Origin of the sequence: uncultured Modestobacter sp. (genome assembly GCF_947486615.1) — a bacterium.
Lineage (GTDB): Bacteria > Actinomycetota > Actinomycetes > Mycobacteriales > Geodermatophilaceae > Modestobacter.
In genome coordinates this window covers 359,838-384,300 of sequence record NZ_CANKUD010000001.1, presented here as the reverse complement: position 1 = coordinate 384,300, position 24,463 = coordinate 359,838, and the positions used below count along the sequence as shown (strand labels likewise).

General features: G+C 73.8%; 19 protein-coding genes and 1 pseudogene. 9 read left to right on the top strand and 11 right to left on the bottom strand.

All coding sequences use genetic code 11. From position 1 onward, the window contains the following. Positions 1-137: 137 nt before the first annotated feature. From ctaD to nrfD, 4 genes and pseudogenes are all read left to right on the top strand, one after another. Positions 138-1,859, top strand: coding sequence for a cytochrome c oxidase subunit I (ctaD, locus tag Q1A09_RS01870; protein WP_299952061.1), 1,722 nt, complete (start codon positions 138-140; stop codon positions 1,857-1,859). Positions 1,860-1,879: 20 nt separating this feature from the next. Beyond that, positions 1,880-5,182 (top strand): annotated as a pseudogene (fdh, locus tag Q1A09_RS01865) (formate dehydrogenase). Then, positions 5,179-6,216 (top strand): 4Fe-4S dicluster domain-containing protein, encoded by a 1,038-nt coding sequence (locus Q1A09_RS01860; RefSeq protein WP_299951427.1) that lies wholly within the window; start codon positions 5,179-5,181, stop codon positions 6,214-6,216. Before fdh ends, Q1A09_RS01860 begins: the two are co-directional and overlap by 4 nt. Continuing rightward, positions 6,213-7,274, top strand: coding sequence for an NrfD/PsrC family molybdoenzyme membrane anchor subunit (gene nrfD, locus Q1A09_RS01855; protein ID WP_299951424.1), 1,062 nt, complete (start codon positions 6,213-6,215; stop codon positions 7,272-7,274). Before Q1A09_RS01860 ends, nrfD begins: the two co-directional genes overlap by 4 nt. A 161-nt stretch (positions 7,275-7,435) precedes the next feature. Here the strand turns inward: nrfD and Q1A09_RS01850 are convergent, their stop codons facing one another. Genes Q1A09_RS01850 through Q1A09_RS01815 form a run of 8 tightly spaced genes read right to left on the bottom strand, consistent with a single transcriptional unit; the run spans position 7,436 to position 15,660 of the window. Continuing rightward, on the bottom strand, positions 7,436-8,842 hold the full coding sequence (locus Q1A09_RS01850; protein ID WP_299951421.1) for an NADH-quinone oxidoreductase subunit N: 1,407 nt from the start codon (positions 8,840-8,842) through the stop codon (positions 7,436-7,438). A 16-nt stretch (positions 8,843-8,858) separates the two neighbouring features. Beyond that, the gene (locus Q1A09_RS01845; protein ID WP_299951418.1) at positions 8,859-10,346 is read right to left on the bottom strand and encodes a NuoM family protein; all 1,488 of its coding nucleotides are present in this window, start codon (positions 10,344-10,346) and stop codon (positions 8,859-8,861) included. 4 nt (positions 10,347-10,350) lie between these two features. Next, positions 10,351-12,282: a proton-conducting transporter membrane subunit gene (locus tag Q1A09_RS01840; RefSeq protein ID WP_299951415.1), complete on the bottom strand. Its 1,932-nt coding sequence runs from the start codon at positions 12,280-12,282 to the stop codon at positions 10,351-10,353. Then, on the bottom strand, positions 12,279-12,581 hold the full coding sequence (locus tag Q1A09_RS01835; RefSeq protein WP_299951412.1) for an NADH-quinone oxidoreductase subunit K: 303 nt from the start codon (positions 12,579-12,581) through the stop codon (positions 12,279-12,281). The genes Q1A09_RS01840 and Q1A09_RS01835 overlap by 4 nt, the downstream gene beginning before the upstream one ends. Further along, the gene (locus tag Q1A09_RS01830) at positions 12,578-13,114 is read right to left on the bottom strand and encodes an NADH-quinone oxidoreductase subunit J (protein WP_299951409.1); all 537 of its coding nucleotides are present in this window, start codon (positions 13,112-13,114) and stop codon (positions 12,578-12,580) included. Before Q1A09_RS01830 ends, Q1A09_RS01835 begins: the two co-directional genes overlap by 4 nt. A gap of 4 nt (positions 13,115-13,118) precedes the next feature. Next, complete coding sequence (locus tag Q1A09_RS01825) at positions 13,119-14,051, bottom strand: NADH-quinone oxidoreductase subunit H (protein WP_299951406.1); 933 nt, start codon at positions 14,049-14,051, stop codon at positions 13,119-13,121. Further along, a complete protein-coding gene (locus Q1A09_RS01820; protein WP_299951403.1) occupies positions 14,048-15,319 on the bottom strand; it encodes a hypothetical protein in 1,272 nt (423 codons plus the stop codon). Before Q1A09_RS01820 ends, Q1A09_RS01825 begins: the two co-directional genes overlap by 4 nt. Next, on the bottom strand, positions 15,310-15,660 hold the full coding sequence (locus tag Q1A09_RS01815) for an NADH-quinone oxidoreductase subunit A (RefSeq protein ID WP_299951400.1): 351 nt from the start codon (positions 15,658-15,660) through the stop codon (positions 15,310-15,312). The genes Q1A09_RS01820 and Q1A09_RS01815 overlap by 10 nt, the downstream gene beginning before the upstream one ends. Positions 15,661-15,763: 103 nt before the next feature. Between Q1A09_RS01815 and Q1A09_RS01810 the strand changes: the two genes are divergently transcribed. Then, on the top strand, positions 15,764-16,135 hold the full coding sequence (locus Q1A09_RS01810; protein ID WP_299951397.1) for a helix-turn-helix transcriptional regulator: 372 nt from the start codon (positions 15,764-15,766) through the stop codon (positions 16,133-16,135). A 52-nt stretch (positions 16,136-16,187) separates the two neighbouring features. Here Q1A09_RS01810 and Q1A09_RS01805 read toward each other — a convergent pair whose 3' ends face one another. The 3 genes from Q1A09_RS01805 to Q1A09_RS01795 form a co-directional block, all read right to left on the bottom strand. Next, positions 16,188-17,396 (bottom strand): zinc-dependent alcohol dehydrogenase, encoded by a 1,209-nt coding sequence (locus tag Q1A09_RS01805; RefSeq protein WP_299951394.1) that lies wholly within the window; start codon positions 17,394-17,396, stop codon positions 16,188-16,190. Between the two features lie 120 nt (positions 17,397-17,516). Beyond that, positions 17,517-18,659, bottom strand: a complete 1,143-nt coding sequence (locus tag Q1A09_RS01800; RefSeq protein ID WP_299951391.1) for a glutathione-independent formaldehyde dehydrogenase — start codon at positions 18,657-18,659, stop codon at positions 17,517-17,519. A gap of 190 nt (positions 18,660-18,849) precedes the next feature. Continuing rightward, a complete protein-coding gene (locus Q1A09_RS01795) occupies positions 18,850-19,512 on the bottom strand; it encodes a phosphoribosyltransferase (protein WP_299951388.1) in 663 nt (220 codons plus the stop codon). 397 nt (positions 19,513-19,909) lie between these two features. On the opposite strand from Q1A09_RS01795, the gene Q1A09_RS01790 reads away from it, so the two are divergent. The 4 genes from Q1A09_RS01790 (at position 19,910) to Q1A09_RS01775 (ending at position 24,448) form a co-directional block, all read left to right on the top strand. Next, a complete protein-coding gene (locus Q1A09_RS01790; RefSeq protein WP_299951385.1) occupies positions 19,910-20,830 on the top strand; it encodes an NADP-dependent oxidoreductase in 921 nt (306 codons plus the stop codon). A gap of 476 nt (positions 20,831-21,306) precedes the next feature. Then, the gene (locus tag Q1A09_RS01785) at positions 21,307-23,076 is read left to right on the top strand and encodes a thiamine pyrophosphate-dependent enzyme (protein ID WP_299951382.1); all 1,770 of its coding nucleotides are present in this window, start codon (positions 21,307-21,309) and stop codon (positions 23,074-23,076) included. Then, the gene (locus Q1A09_RS01780) at positions 23,073-24,083 is read left to right on the top strand and encodes an SDR family oxidoreductase (RefSeq protein ID WP_299951380.1); all 1,011 of its coding nucleotides are present in this window, start codon (positions 23,073-23,075) and stop codon (positions 24,081-24,083) included. The genes Q1A09_RS01785 and Q1A09_RS01780 overlap by 4 nt, the downstream gene beginning before the upstream one ends. Beyond that, positions 24,080-24,448, top strand: a complete 369-nt coding sequence (locus tag Q1A09_RS01775) for a hypothetical protein (protein WP_299951377.1) — start codon at positions 24,080-24,082, stop codon at positions 24,446-24,448. Before Q1A09_RS01780 ends, Q1A09_RS01775 begins: the two co-directional genes overlap by 4 nt. Positions 24,449-24,463: the final 15 nt, after the last annotated feature.

Below are 24,463 nucleotides of genomic sequence, written 5' to 3'. Positions count from 1 at the left end.
GTCCGCGGAGGAGGACCGGTGGCCTGTGACGCTGCTCGCCGGCGGCAGGAGCGGCTGGGCGTGGCCGCCGTGCGTGCCGGGGGGAGCCCCCGGTGACCGCGCTGCGCCCGACGCCGATCCGGCTGACGACCGACACCATGCAGCAGCCCTCCCGGGGCTCTCGCTTCCAGGCGCTGCTGCGCACGACCGACCACAAGGTCATCGGCCAGATGTACCTGTTCACCTCGTTCGGCTTCTTCCTGGCCGCGGGCCTCATGGCGCTGCTGATGCGCGGCGAGCTGGCCCGGCCCGGGCTGCAGTTCCTGTCACCCGAGCAGTACAACCAGCTGGTCACCATGCACGGCACGGTGATGCTGCTGCTGTTCGCCACTCCGCTGGCCTTCGGCTTCGCGAACCTGATGGTGCCGCTGCAGATCGGCGCCCCGGACGTCGCCTTCCCGCGGCTGAACGCCTTCTCCTACTGGCTCTTCCTGTTCGGCGGGCTGATCGTGATGGCCGGGTTCCTCACCCCGGGCGGGGCCGCCGACTTCGGTTGGTACGCCTACCAGCCGTTGTCCTCCGGGACGCACAGCCCCGGCGTGGGTGGCGACCTGTGGTTCGCCGGCCTGGTGGTCAGCGGGCTGGGCACCATCCTGGTCTCGGTCAACCTCATCACGACCGTCGTCACGCTGCGGGCCCCGGGCATGACCATGTTCCGGATGCCCATCTTCACCTGGAACATGCTGTTCACCAGCCTGCTGGTGCTCTTCGCGTTCCCGGTCCTGACCGCGGCGCTGCTGGCCGCGCTGGCCGACCGGCACCTGAGCGCACAGGTGTTCACCGCCGCCAACAGCGGCCCGATGCTCTGGCAGCACCTGTTCTGGTTCTTCGGGCACCCCGAGGTCTACATCGTGGCGCTGCCCTTCTTCGGCATCATCACCGAGGTCGTCCCGGTCTTCGCCCGCAAGCCGGTGTTCGGGTACAAGGGCATGGTCGGCGCGACGATCGCGATCACCTTCCTGTCGCTGACCGTCTGGGCGCACCACATGTTCGCCACCGGTGCGGTGCTGCTGCCCTTCTTCAGCCTGCTGAGCTACTTCATCGCCGTCCCGACCGGGATCAAGTTCTTCAACTGGATCGGCACGATGTGGCGGGGGCAGCTCACGTTCGAGACCCCGATGCTGTGGTCGGTGGGCTTCCTGGTCACCTTCCTGCTGGGCGGGCTGACCGGGGTGCTGCTGGCGGCACCGCCGCTGGACTGGCACGTCAACGACAGCTACTTCGTGGTGGCCCACTTCCACTACGTGCTGTTCGGCACCATCGTGTTCGCCGCCTTCGCCGGCATCTACTTCTGGTTCCCCAAGATGACCGGCCGGATGATGGACGAGCGGCTGGGGAAGCTGCACTTCTGGCTGACCTTCGTCGGCTTCCACACCACGTTCCTGGTGCAGCACTGGCTCGGCAACGAGGGCATGCCACGCCGCTACGTCGACTACCTGGCCATCGACGCCGGGGGCGACTTCACCTGGATGCACACGGTCTCGTCGATCGGTTCGTTCGTGCTCGGGTCGTCGATGATCCCGTTCCTCTACAACGTCCGCCGGTCCTGGCGGTCCGGGCGGCCGGCGCTGACCGACGACCCCTGGGGCCACGGCAACTCACTGGAGTGGGCGACGTCCTCACCGCCGCCGCGGCACAACTTCGTGGAGATCCCGCGGATCAGGTCCAACCGGCCGGCGTTCGACGCCCACTACCCGGAGACCCGGCAGAAGCTGCACGACGAGGCCTACGCCACGCCGCTGGGTCGCAAGCGGCAGGCCCCGCTGGCCGAGCGCGCCTCAGGGCGCAAGGACTCCGCACACGACACCGACCCGACCTGACCGTCCGAGAAGAGGTTGCGATGAAGACGTGGTTGAACGCCTGGCCGGTGTTCCGGCAGTTGACCGACGGTGACCCCTTCGGCCGGGGTGACGCCGTGCGGAGCGCGAAGACGGACTCGCTGGTGGCCCGCACCGCCAGCGCCGACCGGGTGGCCAAGAGCATCTGCCCCTACTGCGCGGTGGGCTGCGGGCAACGGGTGTACGTGAAGGACGAGCAGGTCGTGCAGATCGAGGGCGACCCCGACTCGCCGATCAGCCGCGGCCGGCTCTGCCCGAAGGGAGCGGCCAGCCGCAACCTGGTCACCAGCCCGACCCGGCAGACCACGGTGCTCTACCGGCGTCCGCACGGCACCGACTGGGAGCCGCTGGAGCTGGACACGGCGATGGACATGATCGCCGACCGGGTGATCGCCACCCGCCGGGAGACCTGGCAGGACGAGGTCGACGGCATGACGGTCAACCGGACGATGGGCATAGCCAGCCTCGGCGGGGCGACGCTGGACAACGAGGAGAACTACCTGATGAAGAAGATCTACACGGCGATGGGCGCCGTGCAGGTCGAGAACCAGGCCCGCATATAGCACTCCTCCACGGTCCCGGGTCTCGGGACCTCGTTCGGTCGTGGCGGCGCCACGATGTTCCAGCAGGACCTGGCGAACTCCGACTGCATCGTCATCGAGGGTTCGAACATGGCCGAGGCGCACCCGGTGGGCTTCCAGTGGGTGATGGAGGCCAAGGCGCGCGGGGCGACGGTCATCCACGTCGACCCGCGGTTCACCCGGACCAGCGCGCTGGCCGACGTGCACGCCCCGATCCGGGCCGGCACCGACATCGCCTTCCTCGGCGGCCTGATCAACCACGTGCTGCGCAACGGCAAGGAGTTCCGCGACTACGTCGTCAACTACACCAACGCGGCGGCGATCCTGCGGGAGGACTTCGCCGACACCGAGGACCTGGACGGCGTCTTCTCCGGCTACGACCCGGAGAAGGGCGTCTACGACGAGTCCAGCTGGCAGTACGAGGGCACCCAGGTGACCGCGGCCGCCGGCCAGCGGCAGTCGCCGCAGCCGGGCGCCTCCGGGGCCCCGGGCACCAACCGCGAGGAGGGCGGGCGCGGCGCCGGTGACGAGGAGACGCACGAGGTCAGCCGGTCGGAGGAGGCCGGCAGCGGTGGGATCACCGTGGGCGGCAAGCCGAAGCGGGACGAGACGCTGGAGCACCCGCGGTGCGTCTTCCAGGTGCTCAAGCGGCACTACGCCCGGTACACCCCGGAGATGGTGCACGAGGTCTGCGGGCTGGAGCCGGCGGTCTTCACCCGCATCGCCGAGGCGCTGACGGCCAACTCCGGCCGGGAGCGCACCAGCGCGTTCGTCTACTCGGTGGGCTGGACCCACCACACCGTGGGCGTGCAGTACATCCGCACCGCCAGCGTGCTGCAGATGCTGCTGGGCAACATGGGCCGCCCCGGCGGGGGCATCCTGGCGCTGCGCGGGCACGCCAGCATCCAGGGCTCGACCGACATCCCGACGCTGTACAACCTGCTGCCCGGCTACATCCCGATGCCGCACGCCAGCGAGCACCGGGACCTCGACGACTTCATCGGCGAGGCGGCCGGATCGGTCGGCTACTGGGGCAACATGAAGAAGTACGCGGTCAGCCTGCTCAAGGCCTGGTGGGGTGACGCGGCGACGCCGGAGAACGACTTCGCCTTCGGTCACCTGCCCCGGCTGACCGGCAACCACAGCACCTACCAGACCATCGCCCAGCAGATCCAGGGCAAGGTCCCGGGCTACTTCCTGGCCGGGGAGAACCCGGTGGTGGGCCACGCGAACGGCAAGTTGGCCCGGCTCGGGCTGGCCAACGTGGAATGGCTGGTGGTCCGGGACCTCCAGCTGATCGAGTCGGCCACCTTCTGGCAGAACGGTCCCGAGCTGGAGACCGGCGAGCTGAGGACCGAGGACATCGGCACCGAGGTCTTCTTCATGCCCGCCGCCACGCACGTGGAGAAGGACGGCAGCTTCACCAACACCCAGCGGCTGCTGCAGTGGCACCACCAGGCCGTCGAGCCACCGGACGACGCCCGCAGCGACCTGTGGTTCTACTTCCACCTGGGCCGGCTCATCCGGGAGAAGCTGGCCGGCTCCACCGACCCGCGGGACCGCCCGCTGCTGGACCTCACCTGGGACTACCCCACGCACGGTCCGCTGCGCGAGCCGAGCGCCGATGCGGTGCTCCGGGAGATCAGCGGCACCGGGCCGGACGGGACGGCGGTCTCCGGCTACACCGAGCTGGCCGACGACGGCAGCACCGCGTGCGGCTGCTGGATCTACTCCGGCGTCTACGCCGACGAGGTCAACCAGGCCGCCCGGCGCAAGCCGCACCGCGAGCAGACCTGGGTGGCCCCCGAGTGGGGCTGGGCGTGGCCGATGAACCGGCGGACGCTGTACAACCGCGCCTCGGCCGACCCCGCGGGCAAGCCGTGGAGCGAGCGCAAGGCGTACGTGTACTGGGACGAGGACGCCGGGAGGTGGACCGGCCCGGACGTGCCGGACTTCCAGGCGACCAAGCGCCCGGACTACGTGCCGCCGGACGACGCCCAGGCCGAGGACGGCATCGGCGGCGCCGATCCGTTCATCATGCAGAACGACGGGAAGGCCTGGCTGTTCGTGCCGTCCGGGTTGGCCGACGGCCCGATGCCCTCGCACTACGAGCCGGCCGAGTCCCCGGTGCCCAACCCGCTCTACTCCCGCCAGGCCAACCCGGCGCGGGAAGAGCTGCGCGGGGCGTGGAACCGGCCCAACCCGGCGCAGAGCGAGGTGTTCCCCTACGTCGTCACCACCTACCGGCTCACCGAGCACCACACGGCCGGCGGGATGAGCCGCAACCTGCCCTACCTCACCGAGCTCCAGCCGGAGTTCTTCTGCGAGGTGAGCCCGCAGCTGGCCGCCGAACGGGGGCTGGAGCACCTGGGCTGGGCGACGATCGTCAGCGCCCGCAACGCCATCGAGGCGCGGGTGCTGGTGACCGAGCGGATGCGGCCACTGCGGGTGGCCGGGCGGGAGGTGCACCAGGTGGGGCTGCCCTACCACTGGGGTTCCAACGGCCTCACCACCGGCGACTCGGCCAACGAGGTGCTCGGGGTGGTCATGGACCCGAACGTGCACATCCAGGAGTCGAAGGTGGCCACCTGCGACGTGCAGCCCGGACGGCGCCCCCGCGGCCCGGCCCTCGTCGAGTACGTCGAGGCGTACCGGCAGCGGGCCGGGTCGGGCAGCGGTCGGCTGCCGCACAACGGACGAGCCCCCATCGAGGAGAAGTCGTGACGTCGATCAGCTCGCTCAGCAGTGCCTTCACCGGCGACGACCCGGGCAACCGGCTGTTCGGCCCGGTGCCGGACGTGGTCGGGCAGAGCACCTCGGACGCCGACCACCCGGCCCGGGTCGGGTTCTTCACCGACACCTCGGTCTGCATCGGGTGCAAGGCCTGCGAGGTCGCCTGCAAGGAGTGGAACACCCTCCCGATGGACGGGGCGGACGGGCGGGTCGACGTCCTGGGCCTGACCGGTGAGTCCTACGACAACACCGGGATGCTCGGGGCGAACAGCTGGCGGCACGTGGCCTTCGTCGAGCAGAGCCGGGCGGTGGACCTGCCGATGCCCACCGTCGGGCGGCCCGGCGACGTCGGCTCGCCACGTCCGCTGGCCGAGCCGCCCGTGGTGCACGCGGAGGTGCCGGCGTCGGCCACCACGGCCGAGCAGACCGCGCCGCAGCAGACGCAGTCCGGTGACCGGGAGATCCGCTGGCTGATGTCGTCGGACGTGTGCAAGCACTGCACGCACGCCGGCTGCCTGGACGTCTGCCCGACCGGGTCGCTGTTCCGCACCGAGTACGGCTCGGTGGTCGTGCAGGAGGACATCTGCAACGGCTGCGGCTACTGCGTGCCTGCCTGCCCCTACGGCGTCATCGACCAGCGCGAGGACGACGGCCGGGTGTTCAAGTGCACCCTCTGCTACGACCGGCTGACCGACGGGCTGATGCCGGCCTGCGCGACCGCGTGCCCGACCGAGTCGATCCAGTTCGGTGACCTGGACGAGCTGCAGGCCCGGGCCGACGCCCGGCTGGCGGCGCTGCAGGCCGACGGGGTGGAGGGCGCCCGGCTCTACGGCCGGGACGAGTCCGACGGGGTCGGCGGGGTGGGGGCGTTCTTCCTGCTGCTGGACGAGCCGGAGGTCTACGGTCTGCCGCCGGACCCGGTGGTCACCACCCGCGACCTGCCGTCGATGTGGCGGCACGCGGCCGCCGGGGCGGCGATGGCCTTCGGGCTGGCGCTGTCGGCGTTCGCCGGGCACCGGCGGTGAGCGCCGAGGTGGGCGCCGAGATGGGCGTGTCTCTGCCCGGTGCCGGCTGGCGGCGGGCCGACGGGGCGCCGGCCCAGCGGCGGGAGGGCCGGCGCCGACGGCGGGCGGGTGACGACCCGGGTGTGTCGATGGTGGAGGAGGCGGAGTTCACCTCCTACTACGGGCGGCCGGTGATCAAGCCGCCGGTGTGGAAGCAGCCTGACGTGCCGGCGTACCTCTTCCTCGGCGGCGCGGCCGGTACGTCGGCGATGCTCGGCGCGCTCGCCGACATGACCCACCGCCCGGCGCTCGGGATCGCCGCGCACCGGGTGGCCGCGGGTGGTGCGTTGGCCAGCGTCGGCTTCCTGATCCACGACCTGGGCCGGCCCGAGCGGTTCCTGAACATGCTGCGGGTGCTGAAGGTGACCTCGCCGCTGTCGGTGGGCTCGTGGGTGCTGGCCCCGTTCAGCGCGCTGACCACAGCGACCGCCGGTGCCCAGCTGCTGGGCTGGTTCCCCCGGCTGCGCCGGGTCACCGGGGCGGTGGCCGCCGTGCTCGGTGGGCCGATGACCACCTACACCGCGGTACTGCTGGCCAACACCTCGGTGCCCTCCTGGCACGAGCCGCACCGGGAGCTGCCCTACCTGTTCGCCGGCTCCGCGGCGGCCGGCGGCGGTGCCCTGTGCACCGTGTTCACCCCGGTCGACGAGGCGGCACCGGCCCGCCGGCTGGCGATCGCCGGCGCGGCCGTGGAGCTCGCGATGACCCATCGGGTGGAGCACGGCCACGGGCTGGTCAGCGAGCCCTACCGGATCGGCCGGGCGGGGCTGCTGCTCCGGACCGCCCGGGCGAGCACCGCAGCCGGCACCGGCCTGCTGCTGGCCACCGGTCGCCGCCGCTGGGGCGCCGTCGCCGGCGGTGCGCTGGTGGCCGCCGGCTCGGCACTGACCCGGTTCGGCGTCTTCGACGCCGGGATGACCAGCGCCAAGGACCCGAAGTACACCGTGGAACCGCAGCGCGAGCGGGCGCGCGCCCGCGAGGCCGCGTCGTCACCGGGCGAGGAGCGCGCGGGGGGATGACCCGCTGACCGCGCCGGACCCGGCCCGACCGGCCGGGCCCGGCGCGGTCACTGCCAGTGGGGTCACTGCCAGTGGGGTCACTGCCAGTGGGGTCACCGCCGGTGGGGTCACCGCCGGTGGGGTCACCGCCGGTGGGGTCACCGCGGGTGGGGACCGCGCGGTCAGCCACCGGCCAAGGCGGTGACCGCACCGGCGCCCAGCCCCACGGCCAGGACGCCGACCGCCCCGGCGACGGCCGCACCGGTGGCCCAGGGAGCCGACGGATCGCCGTTCCCGCCGTCCCCGGGCCGGAAGGCCTCGACCAGCCAGCGCAGGTAGTAGAAGAGGCTGACCACGGTGTTGACCGCGGCGATCACCACCAGCCAGGCCAGGCCGCCGTCCCAGGCCGCGGTGAACACCGTCAGCTTGCCGATGAACACCGCCGTCGGCGGAGTGCCGACCAGGCTGAGCAGGCCGACCACCAGCGCGGTCGCCAGCGCCGGGTGCCGGCGGCCGAGCCCGCGGAAGTCGGCGAGGCTGCGGGCACCGGGGCGGGCGGCCAGCACGGCGAAGGCGGTGAGGTTGGTGACCGCGTAGCCGGCCAGGTAGGTCAGCAGCGCGGGCACCGCACCGGCCCCGGCGCCCACCACCGCGACCGGCATCAGCAGGTAGCCGACCTGGCTGACCGTCGACCAGCCCAGCAGCCGGCGGGCGTCGGTCTGGGCCAGCGCGGCCAGGTTGCCCAGCGTCATCGTCGCGGCGGCGAGCACGCCCAGCAGCAGCGGCCACGGCAGGGAGTCCGGCAGCACGTCGACCAGCCGGACGGCGGCGACCAACGCCCCCACCTTCGGCACGGTGGTCAGGAACGCCGCGGCCGCGGTGCCCGCCCCCTGGGTAGCGTCGGGCACCCAGAAGTGCAGCGGCACCCCGCCGGCCTTGAACAGCAGGCCGGCGAGCACCCCGACCGCGCCGACGGCGACCGCCGCCGCCGGCGCCCCGGCGAGGCCGGCGCCCAGCTCGGGGTAGGCGGTGCTGCCGGCGATGCCGTACAGCACGGTGGCGCCCAGCAGCAGGAAGATCCCGGACAGGGCGCCGAGCAGGTAGGTCTTGAGCGCCGCTTCGGCCGCCCCGGCCGCCCGGGACATCCCGACCAGCGCGTAGAGCGGGACGCTGGAGAGCAGGAAGCCGACGGCGAGCACCAGCAGGTCGTCGGTGGCGGCCAGCACGACCGCGCCCAGGCCACCGAGCAGCAGCAGGGCGTACGTCTCGCTCTCCCGCACCTGCCCGGCCAGCTCCTCGACGCCCAGCCCGATCACCAGCAGCAGCGAGGCGATCACCACCAGCCGGGTGGCCGAGGTGGGGGTGTCCAGCACGAACGCCCCGAACACCGTCTCCGCCGTCCCGCCAGAACGGCCATCTCGGCGGAAGGCGAGGGCGGTGGCCACGGCGGCGGCGAGGAGGGCGGCCACCGCGACCAGGCGGGCGGCCCACTGGCGGTGCCGGGGGAGGAACGAGCCGGTGAGCAGGGTCGCCACCGCACCGCCGAGCAGGAACAGCTCCGGCAGCAGCGCCAGGGGGTCTTGGCGCATCACCGGCGCGCCCCGCTCATCGGCTCACCAGGCCCACGACGGCCTCCGCGGCCGGCGCGATCAGGTCCAGCAGCGGCCACGGTGCGACGCCGATCGCCAGCGACAGCGCCAGCAGCGTCACCACCGGCACCACCTCGACGGCCCGGACGTCGGTGAAGCCGATCGACCGCCCGCCGGGAGCGCCGGCGAGCATCAGCTGCACCGCCCGCAGGAAGAGCGCGGCGGTGATCAGGATCCCGGGCAGCGCGATCGCCGCCCATGCCGTGGCCCCGACGCTGCCGGCGAACACCTGGAACTCGGCGACGAAGCCGCTGAACGCCGGGATGCCCAGCGAGGCGAAGGCGGCCACCCCGAACAGCCCGGCGAACACCGGCCCGGTGCGGGCCAGGCCGCCGAAGTCGCGCATCGCGTAGCTGCCGGTGCGGTCGTGCAGCACCCCGGCCAGCAGGAACAGCGCCCCGGTGGTGAGCCCGTGGCTGACCATCTGGGTCACCGCCCCGGTCACCGCGAGCTCGCGCGCCGCCGTCCCGGAGCCGGCCAGCCCGGCCGCGCCGACCGCGAGCACCACGTAGCCCATGTGGTTGATCGAGGTGTAGGCGATCATCCGCTTGACGTCGGTCTGCGCCAGCGCGACCAGCGCGCCGTAGAGGGCGGAGAGGATGCCGACCGCGATGACCACCCAGGCTGCGGCCTGCCAGGCGTCGGGCAGCACCGGCATGGCGATCCGGACGAACCCGTAGGTGCCCATCTTCAGCAGCACCGCGGCCAGCACCGCCGACCCGATCGCCGAGGCGTCGGTGTGCGCCGGGGGCAGCCAGGTGTGGAACGGGACGGTCGGGGTCTTGATCGCCAGCCCGACCAGCAGCGCGGCCAGCACGAACCCGCCGGCCACCGGTGCGTCGGCCAGCGGGGCGGCGGCGACCAGCGTGGGGATGTCGAAGGTGTGCGGGTCGGCGGCGAGGAACAGCCCGATGAAGCCCAGCAGCAGCGCCAGGCTGCCCAGGAACGTATACAGGAAGAACTGCAGCGCCGACCGGCCGGCGTTGCGGCCGGTGCCCCAGCCGGCGATCGCGGCGTACATCCCGACGATCGACAGGTCGAAGAAGACGAAGAACAGGATCAGGTCCTGCGCGGCGAACAGCCCGAGGCAGGTGGTCTGCAGCGCCAGGAACAGCGCGACCAGCGCCCGCGGCCGGTGCTGCTCGCGCAGCCCGTAGACCGCGCAGGCGGCGAAGACGACGGCGGTCAGCGCCAGCAGCGGCAGCGACAGTCCGTCGACCCCGACGTGGTAACTGCTGTCCACCGTCGGGATCCAGCGCACCTGCTGCTCGAACGCCAGCCCGCTCCCGGCCGGGGACTCGTAGGCCGCACAGAGCCAGACGACCAGCGCCAGGTCGGCGACGGTCGCCCCGATCCAGCTCCAGCGGGCCACCCGGTCGGGCACCGGCACGACGGCGAGCACGGCCGCCACCGCCAGGGGCAGGAAGATGATCAGACTGAGCACGGGCTCACCTCACGGCCAGCAGGAGGGCCAGCGCGGCGGCGAGCACCACGGCGGCCTGGACGTAGTACTGGTGCACCCAGCCGGTCTGGGTGCGGCGGGCGAGCGCCCCCAGCCGGCGGGTGCCCGCGGCCAGCGACCGGACGGCGGCGTCCGGCCCGGCCTCGTCAGCCCGGCCGGCCGCGTTCGCCAGCCGGACCCCGGTGCTGGCCGAGCCGCGGACCACGCGGTCGAGCACGGAGTCGTCGAACCGGGCGGCGGTCCCGGCCGTGCGCAGTGCGCCGCGGCCGGCGCCGCGCACGACCCGGGCCAGCACCGCGTCGTCGAACCGGGCCAGCCCCTCGGCGAGCCCGAGCACCGGCCGGACGACGAGCACGGTGGTGAGCCGGGGGAGCCCGAGCCAGCCGGACAGCCAGCGGCCCAGCGGCCCCCAGGACAGGCCGCGCACCCGCCCCGACGCCAGCAGCGCGACCCCGGCGACGGCCAGCGCCGCGGAGAGGGCCATCTCCCACACCGCCGGGCTGGCGGCACCGCTCTCACCGAGGAGACGGCGCAGCGCGTCGCCGACCGGGGGCAGGGCCAGCAGGCCGAGGACGGCGGCGCCGGCGGCGAGGACCACCAGCGGCGCCTGCTCCAGGACGCCGACCCGCCGGGTGCCCTGCTCCTCGGTGTCGTAGCCGGGGTCGGCGGGCAGCTGCTGCCAGACCAGCCAGAGCACCTTGCCCGCGTACGCCGCGGAGAGCGCCGCACCCGCCAGCCCGACGACGTAAAGCGCCAGGGACTCGTGCCGGGCACCGGCGAGCACCGCGTCCTTGGTCGCCCACAGCGACAGCGGGACCACGCCGGCCAGCGCCAGCGCACCGACCGCGGCGCAGACCCCGACCAGCGGCCAGCGCCGGGCGGCACCGCGCAGCGCGGCCAGCTGCTTGGTGCCCAGTGCGCTCAGCCACGCACCGGCCACCAGGAACAGCAGCGCCTTGGTCGAGGCGTGCGCGACCAGGTGCGCAGTGCCGCCGGCGACCGAGCCGACCCCGGCGCCGAGCACCACGAAACCCAGCTGGGCGGCGGTGGAGGCAGCGAGCAGCTGCTTGAGGTCGCGCTGGGCGACGGCCACCGCGCCGAGCAGCAGCGCGGTCAGCGCACCGACCCAGGCCGCCGTCGTCGCGGCCCAGCCGGTGGCGGCCAGCAGCGGTGCCATCCGCAGCAGCAGGTACCCGCCCATCGCCACCATCGCCGCCGAGTGCAGCAGCGCGCTGACCGGGCTCGGACCCTGCATCGCGGCGGACAGCCACGCGGTGAACGGAAGCTGCGCGGCCTTGCCCAGCGCGGCGACGAGCACCCCGGCCGCGGCAACGTGCAGCCACGGCCCGCCGGCCGCCGCGAGCTCGTCCAGCGCCAGCCCCGCGCCGCCGGCCAGCGCGGCGCCGGCGGCCAGGTACAGGCCGAGGTCGGCGGTGCGGGTGGTCAGGAACGCGTTCAGCCCGGCGCCGACCCGGTGTTCCTGCTGCCACCGGAAGCCGATCAGCGCATAGGAGGTCGCGCCCATCACCTCCCAGGCGAACAGCAGCGCGGGCAGCGTGCTGGCCGTGACGGTGACGACGACCGCTGCGGCGAACAGCAGCATCAGCCCGGTGAACCGGGCCCGGGCGCCGGAGACGTCGCCGGCGGAGAAGACCAGCACCAGCAGGGTCACCGCGGCCACCGCCGGCAGCACCACGGCCGCGAGCGGGTCGACGGCCAGCCCGAACACGGCGCCGGGCAGGAAGGGGACCTCGGTGACCGGTCGGTCCAGCGCGACGAGCACCGACACGGCGAGCACCACCGCCGCCGTCCCGACGCCGACGCCGGGCGCGACCCGGTCGGCCCGCCGGCCCAGGACGCACAGCAGCGCGCCGACGGCGGCGGGCAGCGCGGCCGCCGTCCAGAGCAGGCCGGTCACTGCGCGAGGTCCGTGGCCATGTCGGTCATGTCCGACTGCTTCGACCGGTGCAGCAGGGTGGCCACGGCGAAGCCCATCGCCATCTCCACGGTCATCGCGGTGATGACGACCAGCAGCAGCACCTGCCCGTCGGGGGCGGGGGAGAGGAACCACCAGAAGCCGGCGGCGGCCAGGATGACGCCGTTGAGCATCAGCTCCAGGCCCATCATCACCATCACCACGACCTGCTGGGAGATGGCGCCGTAGAGGCCGATGCTGAACAGCGCCGCGGCCACGAGCAGGACGGTCTGCAACGTCACCGGTCGGCCCTCCCACGCAGGTCGGCACCCAGCCGGTCGTAGCGGCTGCGCGGCAGCGCGAGCACCAGGGCGGCGACGATCGTGGCGAAGAGGACCGGGGAGACGGTCAGCATCACCAGCATCTTCGACTCCATGACGGCCTCACCGAGCGAGGTGACCAGGTCCGCGGCCGGTGCGCCCCGCCGGGTGGGCCAGGGAACGAGGAGCGCACCGGTGGCCAGCACCGCGAAGGTGCCGACCGAGATCAGCAGGGCCGGGCGCTTGCCGTGCACCATGCTCATCGGCATGAGCGCGGGGTTCATCCCCATGAACATGATCATGTAGATGGCCATGATCGCCATCTCCATCACCATCATCAGCACCGTCATGACGCCGAGGAACTGCAGGTCCAGCAGCAGCAGCGACAGGCCGACGGCGACGAACGAGGCGGCCAGCGCGTAGGTGGCCCGGGCCATCGAGTCGACCCGGAAGACGGCGACCCCGGCGGCGACCGCCACCACCGCCAGCACCCAGAAGACGATCCCGCTCAGCACTGCCTCACCCCCGCACCACGACGACGACGGACACGACCAGCAGCTGCACGAGCACCAGCGGTAGCACGACCAGCCAGGCCGGCACCGTCAACCGCTCGGGCCGCACGACCGGCAGCCGGCGGCGCAGCGCGACCAGCACGGCCAGCAGCAGCGCGGTCTTCACCAGCACCCACAGCCAGGCCGGCAGCAGCGGGCCGTGCCCACCACCCAGGAAGGCGGTCGCGCCGAAGGCCGCCCCGGCGGTCAGCAGCGCGTACCGGCCGGCGGTGACCAGCCACCGGTCCACCCCGGCCGACTCGGCCAGCACCCCACCGGTCGCCCCGCCGCCGAGGGCGGCGCTGAAGGGGCCCCACGCGGAGAAGGCGAGCACCCCGGCGCAGAAGACGACGAAGGCGACCGGCATCCAGACCACGAACCACAGGCCGGACTGGGCGGCCACCAGGTCGCCCAGCCGCAGGCTGCCGGCCGCCACCGCCGGGGTGGTGAGGGCGAACATCAGCGGCAGCTCGTAGGACAGCGCCTGGGCCAGGAAACGATGCCCGGCGACCAGCGGGTGCACGCTGTTCGGCCCCCACCCGGCCAGCCACAGCGCCGCCCAGAGCAGCACGTCCATGGCGTTGAACCAGACGACGCCGACGGACAGGTCCGCCACGGTCCACCGGCCGAACGGGACGACGGTGACCATCAGCAGCGCCGCGGTCAGCAGGCCGGCGCCGCCGATCCGCTGCAGCGGCAGGTCGGCGGCGACCGTGGTCCGCCGGCGCTGCCGGAACAGCCGGGCGGTCTCCGCGGCCGGGGTGAGCAGCCCCTCGCCCAGCGGGCGGCCGCCTGCCCGGGCCGCCAGCACGCCGTCCAGCGCCGCCGCGGCGGTGGCCACGGTGAGCAGCAGTGCGGCGGCCAACGGCACCCAGCCGGCGGACACCTGGACGACGGTCACGCCCCCTCCACCGGGACCGGCTCGCGAGCGGTGGTGTCCAGGTCGAGGCTGGCCACCACCAGCCGGGCGGTGGCCAGGTCCAGGCCGGTCACCAGGTCGGCCACCTGCTGGAGGGTGATCGGCTGCCCGTGGGCGGTGCCGGCCAGCCAGTGCGCCAGCCGGTCGGCAGCGTCACCCTCCGGCAGCACGCCGACCCCGCGCAGCGACCAGCGCAGCAGCCGGGAGCGGCGCACCCGGCGGGCCAGCCGCTCTGACTCGCGCTCAGGGACGGCGTCGGTGAGCGCGGCGTCCCGGAGCCGGGCAGCCGCGGCGGCGGTGTCCGCCCAGCCGGCGAGCGCGAGCAGGGTGGCCACCGCGTCCCAGCGGCCGGCGGGGGTGCCGTGCAGCGAGCCGCCGGCCGGCGCATCAGCGGCGGGCTCGAGCACCTCGGCGCGGGCGGCGACGATGCGTTCACCCTGCACGGTGGTGTGCAGCAGCAGGCCGGCCGGCCAGTGGGGGAGCACCGGGCCGAGCGGCAGGTGGAGCACGTCCAGGTCGAGGCCGTCGGGGTCGGGGAGCTCCTCGTCACCGGCGCCGCCGGCCAGCGGGATGCCACCGGGCATCGGCATGTCCATGCCGCCCATGTCGCCGTCGCCCATGTCGCCGTGGCTCATGTCGCCGTCGCCCATGCTGTCGTCGTCCGTGTCGCCGTCGTGGTCGCTGTCGCCCGTGGCCTCGTCAGCCCCGGGGGCCTCCCCGTCGTCCTGGTCGGTCTCGTCCTGATCGGTCGAGCCGGGGTGCGGGTCGTCCCAAGCCGGCGGGGCCGCCCCGTCCGCGTCGTCGTCGGGCGCGTCGTCGTCGGGCGCGTCGTCGTCAGGCGCGTCGTCGTCAGGCGCGTCGGCGGCGTCCGCGCCGATCGAGGTGTCGGTGGCCGGCACGCCCTGCGGAGGCTCGTCCGGGCGGGCACCGGCGTCGTGGCGCTGGGCGGCCTCGTCGGCGAGCTGGGCGGCGGCGTCGTCCAGCGCCGCTGCCACGCCGGCCGGGTCGAGCACCTGCGCGCGGGCGCGCGGGCCGGGCAGTTGCGCCCAGACCAGGTCGAGGGCGGCGGCGAACCGGGGTCCGGGGTCGCCGCAGACGACGAGCAGGTCGGCGTCGGCGGGGGAGTCGGCCAGGCGCCAGCCCCGCGACCGCACCTGCTGCTCCACGGCGCACCGGGTGCGTGCCCAGCCCGGCACCTCGGCGACCAGCACGGCGGTGCGGCGCGCGGCCAGCCGCCCGATCAGACCCATTCCAGGGCCCCCTCGCGCCAGGCCCACAGCACCCCGGCCATCAGGACGCCGAGGAAGACGAACATCTCGACCACCGCCGAGACGCCGATCTGGGCGACCACCGTCGCCCACGGGTACATGTAGAGCATCTCCACGTCGAAGGCGAGGAAGAGCAGGGTGAGCGGGTACCACCGCGCCTCGAACCGGGAGAGCGCGTGCTCGGCGGGCCGCCAGCCGGACAGGAACGGCAGCGTGGGGAGCGGTCGCACTGCCACCGACGTCCGGCGGTGCACCAGGTACGCGGCGAGCACCCCGCCCACCGCCACGGCGAGCATGAGCGCGAGGCTGAGGTGGGCCGTCACGTGGACCTCCCCTCGTGGCGGTGCGGCCGGTGGCTGGGCCGGGCAGCCGCATACCCGTGCGATCGTGCGGGTAACCGTAGCCACGGGTGGGCATCCCGCGGCGGTGTCCGATCACACCCACCCCGTGGACCCGGCCCGGGTCGCCGCCGCCCGGGCCCGGGTGCCCAGCCGGGACGACGCCGGTCAGCTCACCGCCGCGCTCAGCCTGCTCGCCGACCCCACGCGGGCCCGGGTGCTGTACGCCCTCGACCTGGTCGAGGAGCTCTGCGTCGGCGACCTCGCCCTGGCCCTCGACGCCACCGAGGACGCCGTCGGCTACGCGCTCCGGCTGCTGCGCACCGCGGGCTTCGTGGTCAGCCGCAAGGAGGGCCGGGTCGTCTACTACCGGCTGGCCGACGGCTTCCCCGAGCCGCTGCGCGAGCACTGCCTGCGCAGCCTGGTCGAGCTCACCCGTCGTCCGGCCGCGGACGGCTGACCGCGACGGGGGCCCGCCGGTCGACGACCGGCGAGCCCCCGCCCCCTGCGGGTCAGGGCGCGATGACGGCCTTGGTCCAGCCGCTCTGCCGCTGGTCGAAGGTCTCGTAGGCCGCCAGCACCGTCGGCATGTCCTCGACCTGGGTGAGCACCGTCGAGGGGTCGATCGCACCGGTGCGCACCAGGTCGAGCAGGTGCGGGATGTACCGCCGGTGGTTGCAGTTGCCCATCTTGATGCTCAGGTTCTTGTTCATCGCCGCGCCGGTCGGGAACGCGGTCATCTGCGGCGGGTAGACACCGATCACGCCGATGCTGCCTGCCTTGGCGACGGCCTGCACGGCCCACTCCAGCGACTGGCTGGGTGCGTCCCCGGCGACGTAGGTCTGCCCGTGCGGGTTCTGCTCCGGGGCCACCTGGGAACGCTCGGCGTCGAACTGCTCCGCCTGCTGCGCGGCCTGCTCCGCCGCCGGGCCGGACTTCGGGCGCTGGGCGTCCACGCCGACGGCGTCGATCACCCGGTCCACGCCGATCCCGCCGGTGAGCTCCTTGACGACCTCGACCGGGTCCTCGGCGTTGAAGTCGATCGCCTCGGCACCGCGGGCCCGCGCCTGGTCCAGCCGGCTGGCGATGCCGTCGACGACCAGCACGCGGCCGGCGCCCTGCTGGAAGGCGCTGGTCACCGCGAACAGGCCCACCGGGCCGGCGCCGAGCACCAGCACGGTGTCGCCGTCGGAGACGTCGGCCAGCCGCGCGCCGAACCAGGCGGTGGGGTAGATGTCCGACAGCAGGATCGCCGCGTCGTCGCTGACCTCCTCGGGCAGCCACACCGGGCCGACGTTGGCGTACGGGATGCGGGCGTACTGCGCCTGCAGGCCGTTCACCGGGCCGGTGGTCTGCGGGCCGCCGAAGAAGCAGGTGCCGGCCGCGCCGCCGTTGGGGTTGGCGTTGTCGCACTGGGCGTAGTACCCGGCGCGGCAGTAGGAGCAGTACCCGCAGCCGATGGTCGAGGGGATGACCACCCGGTCACCGGGGCGCAGGTTGCGCACCCCGGAGCCGGTCTCGCGCACCACGCCGACGGCCTCGTGGCCGAGGATCGTGCCCTCGACCATGCCGGGCATCGTGCCGCGGACGAAGTGCAGGTCGGTGCCGCAGATGCCGCTGGCGGTCACCTCGATGATCGCGTCCGTGGGGTCCTGGATCTGGGGGTCGGGGACGTCGTCGAGCCGGATGTCCCCGACGCCGTGCCACACCACTGCCTTCATGTCTTCTCCTCCTGGGTCGGTGTGCCGTCCGGCCGGCCTGCGGGTCGTGGGCCGGACGGGTGTGCCTCGGGCCCGCCGTCGCCGTCCCGGGGTCGGCGGGACGCGACGGCGGGTCGTGCGTCAGGCGCCGGGCTTGAGCAGCACCTTGGTCCAGCCGTCGACCCGGTCGTCGAAGTTGCGGTATCCCTCGACCGCCTGGTCCAGGCCGAGCTCGTGGCTGGTGATCAGACCGGGGTTGGCCTTGCCCTCGATGATCAGGTCGCGCAGCTGCCGGTTGTAGCGCTTGACCGGCGCCTGGCCGGTGCCCATCGACTGGCCCTTGGTGAAGAACGTGCCGAACTGCCAGGGGATGCGCCCCTCCTTGGCCAGGTCGCTGTTCGCGCCGGGGTCGGAGGGCATGTAGACGCCGACCACACCGATCCCGCCGGTGGAGCGCACCACCTGGGCCAGGTTGTCCAGCACCAGCTCGGGGTGCTCCTGCCCGGAGTGGTCGTGCGCCTGGTAGCCCACGGCCTCCACGCCGCGGTCGACGCCGCGCCCGCCGGTGGCGTCGAGGATCTGCTGCACCGGGTCGCCGGCGCTGAAGTCGATCGGGGTGGCGCCGTACTTCCCGGCCAACGCGAGCCGGTCGTTCTCCTTGTCGACGACGAACACCTGGGAGGCGCCGCGGATCATCGCGCTGTGCGCGGCCATCAGCCCGACCGGGCCACCGCCGAAGACCGCCACCCGGTCACCGACCTGGAACCCGGACAGCTCCACGCCGTGCCAGCCGGTCGGGAAGATGTCCGACAGCATGGTGAAGTCGTTCTCGTGCTCGGTGCCCTCGGGCAGCTCGAGCAGGTTGAAGTCGGCCCACGGCACGCGCAGGAACTCGGCCTGCCCGCCGTCGTAGGGGCCCATGTTGGCGTAGCCGTAGGCCGCGCCGTCCATGCCCTCGGTGGGGTTGGCGCGCAGGCAGAACGACGTCCACCCGTCGGTGCAGTTGCGGCAGGAGCCGCAGCCGATGTTGAAGGGCACCGAGACGCGGTCGCCGACCTTGACCCGGTCGACGCCCTCGCCGACGGCCTCGACGATGCCCATGTTCTCGTGGCCGAGGACCTTGCCCTCCTCGACGGAGGTGCGGCCCTCGTACATGTGCAGGTCCGAGCCGCAGATGTTGGTGGTGGTGAGCCGGATGACAGCGTCGGTGGGCGCCTGGATGGTCGGGTCGGGGCGCTCCTCGACGGCGACGTTCTTCGGTCCGCGGTAGACGACGGCCTTCATCGGGTTCCTCTCGCTGGGGGACGGCCGGCACCGGGACGCGCGGCGTCCGGGTGTGGCGGTGGGAGTCGGCGCCGGTGCGGGGCGGCCGCTGCTGAGCAGCCCGGGATCGGTGGCGCGACTCCGCCCACCTACCCGGTCACCGGGCCGGTATGCAGACAGGCGCATGCCATCCGTCGGGACGGCGGACCGGTCAGCCGGTGGGGGGCCCGGCCAGGGCAGCCCGGACCTCGTCGTCGCTGGTCGCGCGGAAGTCCCGGTATCCCTGCCCGACCGAGGAGAACGACGCCGGCGCCCACAGGCAGACGACCTCGTCGACCTCGGTGGCCAGCCGGCCGCACACCGTGGGCGAGGCCACCGGTACGGCCACGGTGAGCCGGCGGGGCGCCTGCCGGCGAACCGCGGCCAGCGCGGCACGCATCGTCGATCCGGTGGCCAGGCCGTCGTCGACCACCAGCACCGCCCGCCCGGCCAGCGGGGTGACCGGGCGCCCCTGCCGGTAGGCGGCCTCCCGGCGGCGCAGCTCGGTCACCTCCCGGTCGCGGGCACGGGCGAAGGCCTCGTCGTCGACGCCGAGTTGGTCCAGCACCCGCTCTTCGTGCACCGTCTCGACGTCGGCGTCGACCGCGGCGATCGCGCCCATGGCGAGCTCGGGTCGCCACGGCACCCCGACCTTGCGGACGACGACGACGTCGAGGGCTGCCCCGAGCGCCCGGGCGACCTCGGCGGCGACCACCACCCCGCCCCGGGGGAGGCCGAGCACCACCAGCCCGGGACCGGTGTGCCCGGCGAGTCGGTCAGCGAGCGCACGGCCTGCCTCGCTGCGGTCGGCGAACGGTTCGGTGGTCGCGGACATCGGCCCTCCCTGCTCGTGCTGCCTCGAACCGGGAGTACCCGGACGGGTCGGCCCGTGATGCATCGCGGCGCGGTCTCACCCGCAGACCGGTGTGCGCCCGGCGCCGCGTTGCGGTGCCCGCCGTTGCGGGCCCACGATGACGGGGTGGGTGCGGGTCGCATCGACCGGCTCGCTCCCGGCGCCCAGCACCGGCGCCCGAAGACGTCCTCGGAGGCGTCCCCGTCGCGGCCGGGCCGGCTGTCAGGACGCAGCACAGAGCCTGCGTGGCGGTCACGGAGGCGAGTCGCCCCCCGACGTCCTCCACCCCGCCGGGGACACCGGACGTCGGTGCACCGGACCACTCGGCACCGGACCACTCGGCACCGGAGAGCCCACCCACCGGAGAAGGAGCCCCACCGTGCCCCAGGCAGTGCAGTTCGACCACTACGGAGACCGCGACGTCCTGCAGGTCGTCGACGTCCCGATGCCGCACCCGACCTCGGGGGAAGTGCTCGTCGCCGTCCGGGCGGCCGCGATCAACCCCGGTGAGGCGGCGATCCGGCAGGGGGCGATGGAGTCGGTCTACCCGGCGACGTTCCCCTCGGGGCAGGGCAGCGACCTCGCCGGCGTGGTCGTCGAGGCCGGCACCGGCGTCGAGGGGTTCGCCGTCGGGGACGAGGTGTTCGGCTGGACCGAGCAGCGGGCCAGCCACGCGGAGTACGTCGTGGTGCCGGCCGGCCAACTGACGCACAAGCCGGCAGCAGTCTCCTGGGAGGCGGCCGGCTCGCTCTACGTCGCCGGGGTCACCGCCTGGGCGACGATCCAGGCGGTCGGGGCGGAGGCCGGGGACACCGTCGCGGTCAGCGGTGCCACGGGCGGGGTCGGCTCGATCACCGTCCAGCTGCTGCGGGCCCGGGGGGCGCAGGTCGTCGGCATCGCGTCGGAGGCCAACGCCGACTGGCTCCGCGGCCTGGGGGTCACCCCGGTGGCGTACGGGGACGGCCTCGCCGACCGGCTGCAGGACGCTGCCCCCGGGGGCATCGACGCCTTCATCGACACCTTCGGCGGCGGGTACGTGCAGCTCGCGGTCGACCTCGGGGTCAGCCGCGAGCGGATCGACACGATCATCGACTTCGGCGCGGCGCAGGAGCTGGGGGTGCAGGCGAAGGGCGGCGGGGAGGTGGCCAGCCCGGCAGTGCTCGACGAGCTGGCGCAGGCCATCGTCGCCGGCCAGGTGGCCGTCCCGATCGCCGCCAGCTACCCGCTGGAGCAGGTGCGCGCGGCGTTCACCGAGCTGGAGCAGCGGCACACCCGGGGCAAGATCGTGCTGCTGCCCTGAGCCGGCCCGGCCGGGTGACGGGCGCACCGGGGCGGGACAGCTGGAACGGCAGCGGGCAGCTCGGCGGCGCCACAGCACTGCGGTGGACGGAGAGCCAGCCGGCCATGTCCCCCCTCGATCGGTGCACGGCATGCCCTGGCTCGGCGGTCCGGGCGCCGGCGCTCGGGCCGGTCCCACCGGCTCCGTGAGCCGGCACGGGGCGTCGTGTGCCCGCTGCCGGCGTTGCCGAACCCGAGCTCACTGCTGCGGGCGGGGCGCAGCACGCCGCCGGACGGCGGGTGCATGGGTGGACCAGGTGATGAGTGGAGCAGGAGCAGGAGCAGGAGCAGGAGCAGGTGCACGGCAGGTCCCGTGGGGTACCGAGCCGGCGATCCGCCGTCGGCACGGTGATTGGTGCAGGGGGCAACGGGTAGCGGTGCTCGGAGAGCCCGTCGCCCAGCCCCGGCGGCCCGAGCTCAGCTGAGCAGAGGATCGACATGGCCAAGGAGACCGTCGGGGAAGCGCTCGTCAAGCGGCTGATCGACTGGGGCGTCGAGGTCGTCTTCGGCCTCCCCGGAGACGGCATCAACGGGATCATGGAGGGGTTCCGCCGGCACGCCGGCGAGATCGAGTTCCTCCTGGTGCACCACGAGGAGGCCGCGGCGTTCATGGCCTGCGGCTACGCCAAGTCCACCGGCAAGCTCGGCGTGTGCCTGTCCACCAGCGGGCCGGGCGGCATCCACCTGCTCAACGGCCTGTACGACGCCAAGCTGGACCACATGCCGGTGCTGGCGATCACCGGTTCGCAGGAGACCTCGATCATGGGCACGGCCTACCAGCAGGAGGTCGACCTCACCAAGCCCTTCGCCGATGTGGCGACGGCCTACAACCTGCTGATCGCCAACCCGGCGCAGGTGCCGGCAGCGGTCGACCTCGCCGTGCGCAACGCGCTGTCGACCAGGGGCGTCGCACACCTCAGCGTGCCCAACGACATCCAGATCGCCGAGGTCTCCTCGCCCTACGCCAGCCCCAGCCCGGGCGAGCCCGCGGTGACCCTGCCCGTCCACCACCCGGCGCCCACCGCGCCGCGTACCGCGGACCTGCAGCGCGCCGCGGACGTGCTGAACGCGGGGAGCAAGGTGGCGATCCTGGCCGGTGCCGGTGCGTTGCACGCCCGGGACGAGGTGCTGGCGCTGGCCGACGCGCTGGCTGCGCCGATCGTCAAGTCGCTGCCGGGCAAGGCCGTCGTCCCCGACGACTCGGAGTTCACCACCGGCGGGCTGGGGCTGCTGGGCACCGGCCCGTCCGAGGACGTGATGGACGGCTGCGACACCCTGCTGCTGCTGGGCAGCAACTACCCCTACACCAAGTACCTGCCCACCGAGCGCGGGGTGCGCACGGTGCAGATCGACCTCGACGGCGGCCGGATCGGCTCCCGGATGCCCACCGAGGCCCCGGTCGTCGGGGACGCCAAGGAGGGCGCCGCCGCGCTGCTGGGCATGGTCACCCGCAAGACCGACCGCTCCTTCCTGGAGCAGGCACAGTCGGCGATGCGGAAGTGGCGGGAGGACATGGCGGCGCTGGAGACACCGGCCCGGGAGCCGATCGCCCCGCAGTACCTGATGCACGTCATCGACGAGCTGGCCAGCGATGACGCCATCCTCACCTGCGACTCCGGGACCATCGCCACCTGGGCGGCCCGGCACTGGACGATCCGGGGCGGCCGGGAGTTCTACCTCTCGGGCAACCTCGCCACCATGGCTCCGGGGCTGCCCTACGCCATCGCCATGCAGTACGCATCCCGCGACCGGCAGGTGATCGGCTTCGTCGGCGACGGGGGGTTCGCCATGCTGATGGCCGACTTCCTCACCGCCACCCGCAACGGGCTGCCGATCAAGATGGTGATCAACAACAACAACTCGCTGGGCCAGATCCTGTGGGAGCAGATCATCCTGGGCGACCCGGAGTTCGCCGTCCGCTACCCGGCACCGGAGCCGGACTACTCGGCCTGGGCCCGGGCCTGCGGCGGGCACGGGGAGAAGGTGACCGACCCGGCCCGGCTGCGCGACGCGGTGCGGGAGTTCCTCGCCGCCGACGGGCCGGCGTTGTTGGACGTCTCGGTCAACCCGGACGAGCCGCCGATGCCCGGCAAGATCCAGTACGAGCAGGCGAAGCACTTCACCGAGGCGTTCCTGCGCGGCCAGCCGAACAAGGTGGCCACGATCGCCACGGTGGCCAGGGACAAGATCCAGCAGTTCCGCTCATGAGCGTCCGGACGAGCTCGGTCGTCGTCGTGACCGGGGCGAGCGCGGGGATCGGCCGCGCCACCGCGGTCGCCTTCGCCCGGCGGGGCGATCGGGTCGCGCTGCTGGCCCGGGGCGAGAAGGGGCTCGCCGCCGCCGCCGAGGAGGTACGGGCGGCCGGGGGCACCCCGCTCGTGGTGCCGGTGGACGTCGCCGACGCCGCCGCCGTGGACGCCGCCGCCGACCGGGTGGAGGCCGAGCTCGGGCCGATCGACGTGTGGTGCAACTGCGCCTTCACCACGGTGTTCGCCCGGTTCACCGACATCACCCCGGCGGAGTACGAGCGGGCCACCGCCGTCACCTACCTCGGCTTCGTCAACGGCACCCGGTCGGCGCTCACCCGGATGAAGCCCCGTGACCGCGGGGTCGTCGTGCAGACCGGGTCGGCACTGGCCTACCGCGGCATCCCGCTGCAGAGCGTGTACTGCGGGGCCAAGCACGCCATCAAGGGGTTCACCGAGTCGCTGCTCACCGAGCTGCGGGACGAGGGCAGCAGCGTGCACGTCACGATGGTCAACGCACCCGGGGTGAACACCCCGCAGTTCGACTGGGTGCTCAACCGGCTGCCCACCCGCCCGCAGCCGGTCGCGCCGATCTACCAGCCGGAGGTCGTCGCCGGGGCGATGGTGCACGCTGCCGAGCACCCGCGACGCCGGGCCTGGTACGTGGGCACCCCCACCGTCTACACGATCCTGGGCGAGAAGGTCTGGCCGCAGTTCATGGACTGGTACCTCGCCCGCAGCGGGGTGCAGGGGCAGCTCACCAGCCGGGAAACCCGCCCCGACGACCCGGTCGACCTCTGGGAGCCGGCCGACGGACCCGACGGGCAGGACTTCGGGGCCCACGGCCGCTTCGACGACCAGGCGTGGACCCGGGACCCGCAGCTCTGGGCCGGCCGCCACCACGGCGCGGTCGCCGCGCTCGGCGCCGCAGCCCTCGCCGGTGCCGCGACACTGCTCCGCCGGCGGTGACCACCGACCGGACCCGGCGCCGGGCGCTGACCCGGGGCGTCGCCGTGGTGTCCGCCGGCTGGGGGGCCGCGCTGGTCAGCCGCCCGGCCGCGGTCACCCGGGCGGTCGGCGGCGACGGGGCACCGCCGTCCTGGGTGGTGCGGGTGCTGGGTGCGCGGCTGCTGCTGCAGCAGGCCGTCGTCCTCGTCCGGCCGACCCGCCGGCCGGTGGTCGCCGGCGCGGCGCTCGACGCCCTGCACGCGCTCAGCATGGTGGCGGTGGTGCGCCGGTGGCCGGCGTACCGGCGGGTGGCGGTGGTCAGCGGCGGGGCGTCGGTGGCCGCTGCGGTGCTGTCCGTACTGGCTGCGCCCCCGGCCGGCCGGTGAGCGCGGGCGGGGCAC

Excerpts from the sequence above, each read along its gene's own strand:
- ctaD (WP_299952061.1), top strand. The coding sequence starts at position 138 with ATGCAGCAGCCCTCCCGGGGCTCTCGCTTCCAGGCGCTGCTGCGCACG.
- Q1A09_RS01850 (WP_299951421.1), bottom strand. The coding sequence starts at position 8,842 with ATGCGCCAAGACCCCCTGGCGCTGCTGCCGGAGCTGTTCCTGCTCGGC.
- Q1A09_RS01820 (WP_299951403.1), bottom strand. The coding sequence starts at position 15,319 with ATGGGTCTGATCGGGCGGCTGGCCGCGCGCCGCACCGCCGTGCTGGTC.
- Q1A09_RS01805 (WP_299951394.1), bottom strand. The coding sequence starts at position 17,396 with ATGAAGGCAGTGGTGTGGCACGGCGTCGGGGACATCCGGCTCGACGAC.
- Q1A09_RS01800 (WP_299951391.1), bottom strand. The coding sequence starts at position 18,659 with ATGAAGGCCGTCGTCTACCGCGGACCGAAGAACGTCGCCGTCGAGGAG.
- Q1A09_RS01795 (WP_299951388.1), bottom strand. The coding sequence starts at position 19,512 with ATGTCCGCGACCACCGAACCGTTCGCCGACCGCAGCGAGGCAGGCCGT.
- Q1A09_RS01785 (WP_299951382.1), top strand. The coding sequence starts at position 21,307 with ATGGCCAAGGAGACCGTCGGGGAAGCGCTCGTCAAGCGGCTGATCGAC.
- Q1A09_RS01780 (WP_299951380.1), top strand. The coding sequence starts at position 23,073 with ATGAGCGTCCGGACGAGCTCGGTCGTCGTCGTGACCGGGGCGAGCGCG.